12 protein-coding genes are annotated in these 12,307 nt (G+C 67.5%); 4 read left to right on the top strand and 8 right to left on the bottom strand.

Features of this window, described 5'->3' with window-relative positions:
• Nucleotides 1-21: 21 nt before the first annotated feature.
• Nucleotides 22-294: a DUF7553 family protein gene (locus MUH00_RS08445; RefSeq protein ID WP_247003652.1), complete on the top strand. Its 273-nt coding sequence runs from the start codon at nucleotides 22-24 to the stop codon at nucleotides 292-294.
• 80 nt (nucleotides 295-374) lie between these two features.
• On the opposite strand, the gene MUH00_RS08440 is transcribed toward MUH00_RS08445, so the two are convergent.
• Nucleotides 375-1,007 carry a rubrerythrin family protein gene (locus MUH00_RS08440; protein WP_247003651.1) on the bottom strand — a complete coding sequence of 211 codons (633 nt, stop codon included), beginning with the start codon at nucleotides 1,005-1,007 and terminating at the stop codon, nucleotides 375-377.
• A 75-nt stretch (nucleotides 1,008-1,082) separates the two neighbouring features.
• Nucleotides 1,083-1,292, bottom strand: a complete 210-nt coding sequence (locus MUH00_RS08435; RefSeq protein WP_247003650.1) for a hypothetical protein — start codon at nucleotides 1,290-1,292, stop codon at nucleotides 1,083-1,085.
• Nucleotides 1,293-1,550: 258 nt separating this feature from the next.
• Here MUH00_RS08435 and MUH00_RS08430 point away from each other — a divergent pair, with 258 nt between their 5' ends.
• Nucleotides 1,551-2,213: a class I SAM-dependent methyltransferase gene (locus tag MUH00_RS08430; RefSeq protein WP_247003649.1), complete on the top strand. Its 663-nt coding sequence runs from the start codon at nucleotides 1,551-1,553 to the stop codon at nucleotides 2,211-2,213.
• Between the two features lie 95 nt (nucleotides 2,214-2,308).
• Here MUH00_RS08430 and MUH00_RS08425 read toward each other — a convergent pair whose 3' ends face one another.
• Nucleotides 2,309-3,175 (bottom strand): sulfurtransferase, encoded by an 867-nt coding sequence (locus MUH00_RS08425; RefSeq protein WP_247003648.1) that lies wholly within the window; start codon nucleotides 3,173-3,175, stop codon nucleotides 2,309-2,311.
• A 282-nt stretch (nucleotides 3,176-3,457) separates the two neighbouring features.
• Here MUH00_RS08425 and MUH00_RS08420 point away from each other — a divergent pair, with 282 nt between their 5' ends.
• Nucleotides 3,458-4,261, top strand: coding sequence for a sulfurtransferase (locus MUH00_RS08420; protein WP_247003647.1), 804 nt, complete (start codon nucleotides 3,458-3,460; stop codon nucleotides 4,259-4,261).
• 17 nt (nucleotides 4,262-4,278) lie between these two features.
• Here the strand turns inward: MUH00_RS08420 and MUH00_RS08415 are convergent, their stop codons facing one another.
• The gene (locus tag MUH00_RS08415) at nucleotides 4,279-5,799 is read right to left on the bottom strand and encodes a dihydrolipoyl dehydrogenase (protein ID WP_247003646.1); all 1,521 of its coding nucleotides are present in this window, start codon (nucleotides 5,797-5,799) and stop codon (nucleotides 4,279-4,281) included.
• A 163-nt stretch (nucleotides 5,800-5,962) separates the two neighbouring features.
• Here MUH00_RS08415 and MUH00_RS08410 point away from each other — a divergent pair, with 163 nt between their 5' ends.
• A complete protein-coding gene (locus MUH00_RS08410; RefSeq protein ID WP_247003645.1) occupies nucleotides 5,963-7,288 on the top strand; it encodes a 4Fe-4S binding protein in 1,326 nt (441 codons plus the stop codon).
• A gap of 80 nt (nucleotides 7,289-7,368) precedes the next feature.
• Here the strand turns inward: MUH00_RS08410 and MUH00_RS08405 are convergent, their stop codons facing one another.
• The 4 genes from MUH00_RS08405 to MUH00_RS08390 form a co-directional block, all read right to left on the bottom strand.
• Nucleotides 7,369-7,617: a type II toxin-antitoxin system HicB family antitoxin gene (locus tag MUH00_RS08405; protein WP_247003644.1), complete on the bottom strand. Its 249-nt coding sequence runs from the start codon at nucleotides 7,615-7,617 to the stop codon at nucleotides 7,369-7,371.
• Between the two features lie 61 nt (nucleotides 7,618-7,678).
• Complete coding sequence (locus MUH00_RS08400; RefSeq protein ID WP_247003643.1) at nucleotides 7,679-9,859, bottom strand: pentapeptide repeat-containing protein; 2,181 nt, start codon at nucleotides 9,857-9,859, stop codon at nucleotides 7,679-7,681.
• 50 nt (nucleotides 9,860-9,909) lie between these two features.
• Complete coding sequence (locus MUH00_RS08395; protein ID WP_247003642.1) at nucleotides 9,910-10,464, bottom strand: DUF2617 family protein; 555 nt, start codon at nucleotides 10,462-10,464, stop codon at nucleotides 9,910-9,912.
• Nucleotides 10,465-10,466: 2 nt separating this feature from the next.
• Nucleotides 10,467-12,266 (bottom strand): spermidine synthase, encoded by a 1,800-nt coding sequence (locus tag MUH00_RS08390; RefSeq protein WP_247003641.1) that lies wholly within the window; start codon nucleotides 12,264-12,266, stop codon nucleotides 10,467-10,469.
• Nucleotides 12,267-12,307: the final 41 nt, after the last annotated feature.

Here is a 12,307-nt window from a genome sequence, read left to right as displayed (position 1 = left end):
CCTGCGGACGAATCCTCGCGTATGGCACGAGAGAACCTGGCGGACGCGGCGGAATCGCTTCGCAACGCAGCCGATGCGGCCTCGGACGACGAGGCGCGCGATCGGCTCGAAAACCAGGCGGCCGAGTTCGACAAGCACGCGGAGGCGGACCGCGGGCCGGACCACGGAAAACTCGCTCGCCACGAGCACATCCTCACCGAGATCGCCGACGACGAAGGCGGAGAGACGGCCGACCGTATCGAGACGGCGCTCGAGTCGATCCGATCGTTCCGGTCGACGGTCGAGGGCGTCTGATCGGACCGTCGGAAAACAGTTTTTCGCGGATTCGAGACCCGATTTCGACGCCGATCGGCGGACGGGTCCTCGAACGCCGATCAGCAGACCGGCTTCGGGTTCGCGCCCATCGCTTCCATGTTCTCGACGTACTCGTCGTAAGCGGCCTCGATCGCGCCGTTGGCGGCTTCCAGCGCGCGCTCCTCGTCTTCCTCGTCCTCGCAGACGGTCTCGAGCAGGGATTCGGCGCGATCGAGCTGGTCGTCCAGATCGCTGCCGAACTCGCGGAACACCTGTGCGGTCTGCGGATCGGCGTCGCCGACGAAGTAGCCGACGACCTGGTCCTTCGACCGCTTGCTCGCGACGATGCGGCCGACGAACGCGCCGACGCGCTCGACGGTCGTCTCGAGGCCGCGCAGGTACTCGTGGAGCGCGGGCACGGATTCGGGCTCGTAGTCGTCGCCGAGTTTGTCGAGGACGGTCTCGTAGTGCTCGCGTTCCTCCTCGGCCGTCTTCTCGAACGCCTGGCGAGCCCCGTCGTGGGCCTCGTCGTCGGCCCACGCGGCGAAGGTCCGCCACGCGGCGTGCTCGGCGTCGGCGGTCGCCTGCAGCACGGGTTCGGTGTCGATGTCCCCGCCGGTGTCCGCGTAGAGCGACTTCGACGAACCCAGTCGGGAGAGCGCGGTCTGGTTGTCCTCGCGAACGGTCTCGACGAACGCCTCGGAATCGGTCATGGGCGGTCGTTCGAGAGGACGGGAGTTAGGCCTATCGTCACGTCGTGCCGCCGTACGGGAGCGGCGCCGGTCGCGTCACGAATCCGGGTTCCGCAGCAAGGCGGCGAGAAACAGGATGATCGCACCGAGCAGGATCAGCATGAGCAACAGCTCCGCGACGATCTGCAACCCGCCGTACCCGCCGCCGAGGCTCACGAAGCCCGCGGCGAGGACGACGATCATAAACCCGAGCAGTTGATTCGTCGCTTTCCGACTGGCGACCCACGCTTCCCAGCCGTCGTTCATCACCTCGAAAATCTAACTCGTGTGCGGTAACGGTTTCGATCGAGTCCGCGAGCGGCGTCGACGGAGCGTGACGGCTGTCGACGGAACCGCGCGATACGAGCCGAATATCGGTCGTTCGTCTCGAACGATCACGCTGCGCTTCCTATGCATCGCCTCGTTCGATCGGCGCAGACCCGCCAACGGTGCCGCGGGACAGCCGCGGCCGATCGCCGAAGAGCCAGTCCGAAGATTGAACTATCCCGTGTGAGTGCGCGTCGTATGGTCGAGAAAGACGCCGTTCGTCGATCGTACGACGAACTTGCGGACGTGTACGCCGCCCGCCGTCCCGAGAACGATCGCGGAACCGGAATTCTGGAGACGTTTCTCGGCTCATGTTCGGCGCGTTCGGAACCGATACGGGTGCTCGACGCCGGATGCGGCCAGGGGACGCCCGTTCTCTCTCGGGTGAGCGACGGAGCGAGGGCCGTCGGTCTCGACTTCTCCCGCGGGCAGCTGCGGCTCGCAGCGGATGCCGCTCCCGATGCGGCCCTCGTCCAGGGTGATATGACGGCGCTGCCGTTCGCGACAGGCGCGTTCGACGCGGCCGTCGCCTACTGGTCGATAATCCACATCCCGATGGACGATCACCAATCCGTGATCGACGAGTTCGCGCGCGTCTTGCGGCCGGACGGCCGACTCCTGCTGTGCGAGGGAACGAACGAGTGGGCCGGCGAGAATCCCGACTGGCTCGACAGCGGCGTCGAGATGCAGTGGAACATCGCCGGCGCGGACGCGACCCGCGAGCAGTTGCGATCGGCGGGCTTTACGATCGTCGATCGGTGGGGCGCCCCCGAGACGCTGGCCGCGGACGAGGACGAAGCCGATTCGGACGTCGACGACGACCTCCCGTGGACGTTCTTTTCCGCACGGCTCGACGCGTAGTTGCCACTGGACCGGGAACTCGTTCGCGCCGAAAAATATCGGGATTCGATCCGGCGGCGTCGCCGCAGTGGTGCTGCGGCGAGGTCCGTCCCTCCTTACTCGCCGCTGCCCTGCTCGATCGGCGCGTCAACGAGGTTGCCCCACTCGGTCCAGGAGCCGTCGTAGTTGACGGCGTCCTCGTACCCGAGCAGTTCGTGGAGCGCGAACCAGGCGACCGAGGAGCGCTCCCCGATGCGGCAGTAGGCGACGGTCGTGCTGTCGCCCTCGATGCCTTCGTCGGCGTAGAGCGCCTCGAGTTCGTCGCGGCTCTTGAACGTGCCGTCGTCGTTCGTCACGGCCGCCCACGAGATGTTCTTCGCACCCGGGACGTGACCGCCGCGCTGGGCGGTCTCCTGGAGTCCCGGCGGGGCGAGGACCTCGCCGCTGAACTCTTCGGGCGATCGGACGTCCACGAGGGGAACGCCGCGGTCGATCGCGTTTTCGACGTCATCGCGGTAGGCGCGGATGGACTCGCGCGGGCCGGACGCGTCGTATTCGGTCTCGGAGAACGCCGGAACCTCGTCCGTCGTCGGGTAGTCGTTCTCCAGCCAGTACTCCCGGCCGCCGTCGAGGAGACGGGCGTCGTCGTGGCCGTAGTACTTGAACTGCCAGTAGGCGTAGGCGGCGAACCAGTTGGAGTTGTCGCCGTAGAGGACGACGGTGTCGTCCTCGCTGATACCGTGGCTGCCCAGCAGGTCCTCGAACTCGTCCTTGTCGAGGATATCGCGTCGCGTCTGGTCCTGGAGCTGGGTCTCCCAGTTGAACCCGATCGCGCCGGGGGCGTGCTCCTCGTCGTACGCTTCCGTGTCGACGTCGACCTCGACGAGACGGAGGTCGGAGCCGTCATCCTGGAACTCGTCGAGGTTGTCCTCGACCCAATCAGCCGATACGAGCACGTCGTTGGCGTATTCGTCGGTTGCCATGTGCGACCCATGGGGTGCCACCCGTATAGTGACTCACCAACCGGACAATTCGGTCGGCGTTCGACTCTTCCGGCAACCATTGCCGCTACGTCGAGCAGGCACGGACCGTCGTCTCCCCGCACCGGGCCACCGTCCCGCGATTAGAGAAATCGCCGACGCGGGTCGGCGCCCGGAGAGCTCGCGGCCGGCCCCGAACCGGATAATGTTGCCACCACCTCGGTACCCTGGGGAGTCGTGCCGGGACCGATGCGTTATCGGCGCTGGGAACCTGAGTCGACGGTGATGGACGAATCCGTCGTCGTCTCGCCCGACTGGCTCGCCGATCGACTGGACGACCCGCAGGTACGCATCGTCGACGTCCGAGACGCCTGGGAGTTCGATGGGATCGGGCACATACCCGGCGCCGTGAACGTGCCGTTCGACAGCTACCGCGGCGAGGCCGGCGACGATCCCGGCACTCTGCCGGGTGCGGACGCCGTGGCCGACCTGCTCTCGGCGGCGGGGATCGAGCCCGAGGATACGATCGTCGCCTACGACGACACCCACGGCGTCTTCGCGGCCCGGTTCGTCGTCACCGCGCAGGTGTACGGCCACGACGACGTGCGCCTGCTCGACGGCGACTTCAGCGCGTGGAATCGGGCGTACGAGACGACGAGCGAGACGCCGGACGTCGACCCGACGACCTACGAGGTCGAGTCCTTCTCGTTCGCCGAGACGCCCCTGATCGATCGCCTCGCCGTCGAGGAGGCCATCGACCGGGGCGCCATCCTGGTCGACACGCGCGAGCGCGAGGAGTTCGAGGAGGCTCGCCTGCCCGGCGCGGTCCTGTTCGACTGGCGTGAGGTCGTCGACGACGAGACCCGGCGACTGAAACCCGAGGACGAACTCGAGGCGCTGCTTTCCGACCACGGCATCACGCCCGATCGCGAGATCGTTCTGTACTGTAATACGGCCCGCCGGATCAGCCACACATACGTCGTCCTGCGGGCGCTCGGCTACGAGGGCGTCGCCTTCTACGAGGGCAGCCTGACCGAGTGGCTGGCGAACGACGGCGAGGTAGAGTCCGGACCGGCCTCGGCGGAGTAACCGCGGGATCGCTCGTTCTACTCGCCGCTCACGTCGCGCCAGTCCGGCGCCGTCGAGTACGGCCGATCGGCGGCCTCGTCGAACGCTTTCAACACCACCTCGTTCAGCGCGGGGTGGACGTGCACCGTCTCGGCGACGTCATCGACGGTTCCCTCGCCGCGGGCCATCGCAACGACGACTTCGTGAATCAGCGTCGACGCGTCCGGGCCGACGATGTGACAGCCCAGGATCTCCCCGTCCGGCCCGGCGAGCACCTTCACGAAGCCGTCGTCGGCCTTCAAGATGAGTCCCTTCGGCGCGGCGTCGTAGGGCACGATCGTCGACTCGTACTCCTCGTCGGCCTCGTCGAGTTCCGACTCCGTCGCGCCCACGCTCGCGACCTGCGGCGAGGTGAAGATCGCGTGGGGCATCGCCCCGTAGTCGACCTCGCGGCCGGCGTCTCGCGGCTTCGCCGCTCGACTGTTCGAGGCGCGTGGCGCCTCGCTATCGTCCAAGATATTCGCCGCCACGATCTCCGACTCGTAGTCGGCCGCGTGCTTGAACGGCTGGGCGGCGAGCACGTCGCCGAGCGCCCAGACGTTCTCGGCGGTCGTCTCGAGCCGTCCGTCGACCTCGACGTGCCCTTTGTCGTCGGTCTCGACGCCCGCCGCGCCAAGATCGAGCGTATCGGTGTTCGGCCGTCTGCCGGCGGCGATCAGCAGTTCGTCGGCCGACAGCTCCACCCGATCGTCCCCGTCCGACTCGCCGTCGCCGTCTTCGTCGTCGCCGACCGATTCCGCGGTGACGGCGATGCGATCGCCGTCCTCGCTGTTCGTCCCCACTTCGGCCGCCTCGTAGCTGGTGTACAGGTCGCAGTACGTCGCGAGGCCGTCCGTGACGACCTCGCTCACGTCGTCGTCCTCGCCGGGGACGAGCCGGTCGCTGCGGCCGACGATCGACACCTCGGTCCCTAACGCGGCGAAGAAGTAGCCCAGTTCGGCGCCGATGTAGCCGCCGCCGACGATGACGAGTTCGTCCGGTCGCTCGTCGAGGAACAGCGCGTCCTCGCTGGTGAGATAGTCGACGTCGTCGAGGCCGTCGATCGGCGGCACCACCGGGCGACCGCCGACCGCGACGACGACGTGTTCGCCGCGGATCCGACCCGGATCGGCCTCGCCGTCGTTCGGGTCGATCTCGATCGTTCGCTCGTCGACGAATCGGCCCTCGCCGCGGTAGAGCGTGACGTTCTCGGCGTCGTTCAGGCTCTGCTCCTGACGATCGGCCTTGCCGTAGACCGCGTCGTGGATCGTCGACGTGATCTCGGCGTAGTCGACCCCCGAGAGTCCCGCGTCGACGCCGAACCGCTCGGCGTGACGGACCTCGTCGACGATATCGGCCCGGTGGAGCAGCGCCTTCGAGGGGACACAGCCCCGGGTGATGCAGGCGCCGCCGAGCGGCCCGGGCTCGATCACGGCCGCTTCCAGGTCGTACTCGGCCGCGGCGGTCGCGATCTGGCTGCCGGAGCCGCCGCCGAGCACGACGATGTCGAACTCCTCCATGAACGGATTCGACCACCGACGATCGCGTAAAACCAGCCCCTGCGAGTCGGTTCCGTTGCCCTGTCGATGAGAATCGATGTTCTCCCGACATTATTTCCGTGACTCGATCGCTTTCGTTAACTGAACCAGATCGGTGATAATTGTCCGGTGGGACGACCCACTGATGGCAACCGATTCCGATTCGCGCGCCGGCGTCACGATCACGCGCAACCGGTTCGTCCGGTTCCTATTCACGAACGAGTACGTCCAGCCGGCGGTCAACCTCCTCACCGTCGGCCTCTTCTTCTACGCGATCTATCGGGCCGCGGTCGGCCCGGCGGACGCGAGCGCGAACTTCGGGGCCGTCGCGTTCTTCGACCTCTGGTGGTCGCCGGTGATGATCCTCAGCCTCCTCGTCTTCGGTCGGATCTGGTGTTTCTTCTGCCCGCTGGGCGCGATCGTCCGGTTCACGCAGCGGTTCGGCCTCGATCGTCACTTCCCGATGTACACCCACAGGAAATGGCTCGTCTACGGGCTCCCGATCTCGATTCTGTCGCTGACGGCGCTCACGTTCGCGCTCGCGCGGTGGCCGATGTACAAGGTCGGCGTCGCCTACACGCCGTCGCTCGTCCCGTACTACTGGCTCGCGATCCTCGGCGTCGCCGTCGCGGTCAGCCTCGTCTATCAGCGCCAGGCGTTCTGCCGGTACGTCTGTCCCGCGACCGGGGTGATGAGCGTCACGGCGAAGCTGTCGCCGTTCGAGGTCGCCCAGACGCCCGAAACCGGCGTCCAGTGTGCGACCCTCGAGTACCGGAGCGAGTACCTGAGCACCGATCGTCGGTGTACCGCGTGCATGAAGTGCACGACCGAGCGGCCCGACGAGGACGTCGAGTTGCGGGTTCGCTGGCCGGGGTCGACGATCGTCACCGAGCGCATCCCGCTGGTCGACGAGGCGATCGTCGCGCTGGTCATCTGGGCGGTCTTCCCCATCGATCACGTCCTCGGCGACGCCGTCGAATCGACCGCACTCGTGGGCAGTCTGCCCGGCGTGTTAGCGCCGACGACGGCGTACCTCGTCAGCATCGTCGCCACGATCCTCGGCTTCACGGCCGTCCACCGCCTCGCGAGCGACTGGAGCGGCCTCGAGTGGACCGAGTCGTTCACGAAGTTCGGGCTCGCCTACGCGCCCCTCGGCATCATGTACTCGCTCGGCGCGCACGTCGTCGGCGGCTTACTGGAGAGCGGCGGGGAGAGCCTGAACGCGTTCGCGAACGGGCTGGGAATCCCGCTGGACCTCCCCGCGGGCGCAGACCCGGCGATCGTCTCGGCCTGGGATGAGGTCTTCGTCACCGCGTGGCTGTGGCTCGCCGTCGCCTGGAGCGCGCTGATCGCCTGGCAGGTCGCCACCGCGATGACTGACTCGAAATCGCGCGCGCTGCGGGCGTTCCTGCCGCACCTCGCGCTGATGTCGGTCAGTACGTTCCTGGTCGTCGTTCACCTCTCCCACTAGCCCTGATCCGCCGGGTTCCGCCCTCGACGGCACCCGTGGCTCGGACGTCTCGGGCCGCGCTCGCGACCGCCGGGTGCCGGTTAGAGCCAGTCGTCGCCCGGATCGTCGTCGGTCGCCTCCCTGTAGGATTCGACCGCCGCCGCGAGATTCCGCAGCGCCGCTTCCGGGGTTCCTCCTTGACTCGACACGCCGGTCACCTCGTCGTCGGCGATGTGGAGGCCGTGTTCGTTCCGGCGCATCGTTACCTCGGCCTCGTCGAGTTCCTCGTACTGGTTCGGGTCGACGCCGTACTCGCTTGGATCGACGCTCGCGTCTCCCTCGGAAGTCATACGAGCGACTTGGCGGCGCCCGGGTGAAATACTCACCGACGCCGATCGCGGCACTGTTCGCTCACAGTTCGGACCGCTTGACCAGTGCGTAGACGAGCAGGGCCGCGAGGATCGTGCTCAGGTAGGCTTCGGAGCCGGCGAGCAGGCGAGCGAGCGGGCCGGTCGGACCGATGTCGCCGTAGCCGATCGTCGTGTAGCTGATGTAGCTGAAGTAGAGGACCTCGTAGAACGTTTGGAGCCCGTCGGCGGTGGCGAGGTCGCCGATCGAGAGCTGGTCCGCGTCCGTCCTGAACAGTGGGCCGCCGAAGGCGTAGGGAATCGCGAAGAACAGCGGTGCGACGATGAACGCGACGCCGATCCGCATCGGCCGGATCCCGTAGCCGCAGGTGAGGCCGAGGAAGAAGTTCTCCGCGGCCCGGCCCAGGTTCTTCGCTCGGGTCAGCCATCCCGTCTCCGGGTCGCGGACGACTTCGAGGTTCTTCCGGCGGCTGTACTGCTGGCGCTTGATGCGAAACTCCCCCGCGATCTTCGTATCGCCGACGTCCCGCGCACTCTGTTTGGCCTTCAAGTACGTCGTCTCGACGACCTCCGGCGTCATCTCGAGGGCGTACTCGCGATCGTCGTCCGGATCGTCGAAGTCGTGGATGCGCCAGGCGTTCCGATCGAGGTACTCGCGGTGCCCGCTGAAGTCGAACGTGTGGCCGTCGAACTCGTCGAACTCGGTGCGGCAGAATCGGAAGTAATCGAGCAGCTGGCGGCGATCGCTGAGCCGCTCGGCCGCGAGGTCGATGTCGCCGATGCTGGCGAGGGTGAGGTCGTACCTGACCCAGCCGTCGGCGGGCTGGACGATCCGCCCGCTGCGCAGCTTCGCGCGGGTGAAGTCCACGAACGCGTCGTCGTCGAGGCCGCGCGCCTCGAAGTCGATCCGCTCCGTGACGATACAGCCGCTGAAATCGACGGTTCCGCCGAATGCCGTCCCCTCGAAGTTGGCGGCGGTGATCTCGGCGTCGTGAAAGTCGACGTCGGCAGCGAAGCGGGCGCCGGCGAAGGAGAGATCGTCCTTGAGGTGGTTCGCGCCGCCGGCGAACTCGCAGCCGCGGAACGAGCACGGGCCGTCGAACCGGACGCCGGAAAAGTCGGCGTCCTCGCGGAACCGGGCCTCGTCGAAGTCGACCTCCCGATCGAACGCGACGTCGGGGAAGTCCGCGTCGCCGTCGAAGGTCGCCGATTCGAAGTGAGCGATTCCGTCGAAGGTCGCCGCGGCGAACGTGACGTACCGGAACGAGGCGTGGCGAAACGTGACGTCGTCACGAAAGGTCGCGGCCGCGAAACTGGCGTCGTCGACCAGTATCCGCGCGCCGCCGTCGAACGACGCGCCGCGGAAGTCCGCCCGACCCTCGAACGCCGTGTCGTCGAACGCGACGTCGCCCTCGAAGCGCACCTCGTCGAAGTCCGCGAACGCGTCGAACGCGGTCCGTTGAAACTCGGCGTCGCCGGTGAACGTCGCCTCCTGGAAGATCGCGTCCTCGCGGAACGCGACGTCGTCGAACCGGACGTACCCGAACTCGGTCTCGCGGAAGCTAACGGGCGCGCGGAACGTCGCGTCCGAAAACGTCGTGTTGTCCTCCAGGTGGTTCGAGTCGCCGTGACACTCGGCCGCGCGGAAGGACACCTCGTCGTCGAATGTCGCGCGATCGAAGCGAACGTCGTCGCGAAAGGTCGCCTCGTCGAAGTCGATCGGCCCCTCGAAGGTCGTTCCGTCGAACTCGACGTCGTCGTCGAACTGCGCCTCGAAGAGGGTCGCGGGCCCGGTGACGGTCGCATCGGAACACGACAGCGCCGCCTCGACGTGCGCCTCCGTCAGTCGGAGCGAGCCGACCGTGGCCTCGTCGAGGACGATCGGGAACGTCACGCGGGTGTACTCGAGCGACAGTCCGTCGATCGTCGCGCCGGTGAGATCGACCGGGTGCCGATCGAGACTCTCGAGCGTCAGGCGATCGAGCGAGAGCTCGGGCAGCGCGACGCCGCGCAAGTTTTTCTGCTCGGCGGTTCCGTACGTGATAACCGTGCGGAACGTTTCGCGGACCTCGTCGTCGGTGATCCCTCGCGCCTCCCGCTCGGCGGGTGAGAGGTGCAGAACCGAGGGGTCGACCTCTGCGGGGGTGGCCGTCGCGAGGAGGTCGCCCGACTGATCTGCGGTCTCCCCGCCGGATCCCGTCTCGTTCCCTGATCGTTCCGGCATACGGCCCGTTATGTAAACGGGGGCCATATATGTTTAGAAGAGCGTTCCGGTCAGTGATCGCCGGCGGCGTCAGGCGCCGGGTCCGCCGACGAGCCGACGGGCGGGCGCGCCGCGGGCTCGCGAACGACGGTGAAGGCGCTTCGCGTGTACAGCGCGAGGTCGTACTCGGGGTAGGTGTGATAGGTCTCGTAGCCGTCCTCGTCGAGTTCGATCGTCGTGACGGCCTCTGGATCCCCGTCGAACGCGTGGGCGAGGTCGAACGACCCGAGGTCGGTTCGAAACCGATCGTGCGGAAACGCCGAGAGCGGTCGGTGCTCGACGACCGTCTGGCACCGGAACGCGTCGGTTTCGAACGCGAGCCGACGGGGCGGTCGATTCGGGTCGAGCGGGAGTTCCGTGCCCGTTCGATCGCCGGGGTTCGCCGGGTCGCAGGCGGCGAGTTCGTAGAACCCGTACGCGGGCGCGCTGACGTAGTGCGAACTGCCGATGATCCGAAACGTGAACGCCGCGCCGAGAAACGGCCGGGTCAGCGACTCGAACACGCGGATTTCGTCGGCCGCGGGCGGTCGATCGGCGTGGACGAACCGGAGGGTGTCGCGGGTCATGGTCAGTAGTCGACGATAACGTCGTAGTTCGGGTGGAAGATGCTGTTCGACTCGACACCCCGATAGCGGGGGAGCGATCGCCACCGCCACTCGTCGAATCGATCGGCGTGCTCGCGGACGTACTCGCTCTCCGCCCGATCGAGGTCGGGTTCGGGCGTCGGACCGTCCGAGAGGACGTAGAACCGCTCGCCGGGCTCGAGGTCGCCGTCGCCGTCGAGGTCGTCGTAGACGTAGTAGGGGAGGTATCGATCGAAGCCGGCCTCCCGGACCGTGGTCGCGTACACCTTGCTGTGGGTCGGGTGGTCGCCGCTGGTGTATACCCAGGAGACGACGAGGCCGTCGTCGGTCAGGCGCTCGCGGAGCAGCGTGTAAAACTCCGTCGAGTACAGCGCCAGCGTCTCGTCGCTGCGAGCGCCGGGGACGTCGAGGAGGATCAGGTCGTAGGTCTTCTCGGTCTCCTGTAGGTGGGTGAGGGCGTCCTCGACGGTCGTGTTCAGCTTCTCGTACTCGTGGGCGTCGTCGTGGTACTGGCGAAAGAGCTCCCGCTCGCGCGCGAGCTCGAGGAACTCGCCGTCGATGTCGACCTGGTCGACCGACGCGCCGTACTCGCGGAGGTGATCGACGGCGATGTAGTCGCCGCCGCCGACGAGCAGGACGTCGACCGAGGACGGGTCGTCGAAGGTCGTCATCGGGACGTCGACGAGGCCGCCGTGGTAGGAGTCGACCCAGGTGTCGCAGAACTGGATCGCCCGATCGAGGTGGAGACAGGTCTCGGTGTCGGCGTGGCCCGCGAGGTCGCGCTCGTAGGTGAGCGCCGTCTGGTACGGCGTGGTGTCGTAGCTGAGCGCCCTGACGTCCGCCGTTCCCTCGGGGAACTCTCCCTCGATCGCGCGCTCCAGGTAGGTCGTCGTCACCGCCCGATCGACGGCGTCGGGGTGGCCGACGATCCCGCCGTAGGTGCCGGTCAGGAGGAGTCCGACGACCACGACGGCGCGCAACTGCCCGGCCGACGGCCGCGAGAGCGTGCGGGCCGCTCCCGACGCCGTCCACGCGGCGAAGGCCAGCGCCGCGAGCGCGTTCAGCAGTCCGAGCGCGAAGACGGTGACGACGATCCCGAACCGCGGGTAGAGCACCAGCGCGTAGACGACGGTCCCGGCGAGGCTCCCGAGGTAGTCCACCCCGAGCACCTCCGAGAAGGACCGCTGGTCGGGCTCGTCGATCGCGAAGAAGATCCCGAGGACGCCGCGCACGATCCGTCGTGGGTAGAGCCGCCCGAGCGACGCGAAGATCGTCTCCTCGCGATCCTCCACGAGGTCGGTCAGCAGCGGCACCTCGAACCCCGACAGCACGCCGACGACGAGGATCGGCACGTGCGAGCACGCGAGGACGAGCGGCCCCTTCCCGGGGAACGTGACCGCGGGCACGGAGTTGATCGCGACGATCGCCATCGCTCCCGCGGGGCCGGCGATCGCGAGGTACACCTCCGTCCGGAGGAAGTTCGATTCGGGATCGCCGAGCTGGGCGGAGAGCACCGAGCCGACCCCGAGCGAGAACATGTAGAGCCCGATCGTGATCGAGTACCTGAGGACGGTCCCGCCGAAGAACACCGTGAGCAGTTCCGAGTAGACGAGTTCGTACGCGATCGAGCAGAACGCGACGAGGAACGTCACGCCGAGCGCCACCCGTCGATCGGTGAGGAATCCCTGCGATCGGGGCGGGTCCCGAGCGGCCGCTCGCGATCGCCTCGCGGAGCCGGCGTCGGTCGTCCCGTCGCTTCCGTCGGATCGGGGGTCGTCGGTCACGCTGGATCGGCTCCTGTCGTGCGGGCCGGGGTGAGTTTCGT

This window comes from Halosolutus gelatinilyticus, from assembly GCF_023028105.1.
In the GTDB taxonomy this organism is placed as follows: Archaea; Halobacteriota; Halobacteria; order Halobacteriales; family Natrialbaceae; genus Halosolutus; species Halosolutus gelatinilyticus.
Note: the sequence above shows the minus strand (reverse complement) of the source record. Positions and strands in the feature narration are given on the sequence as shown.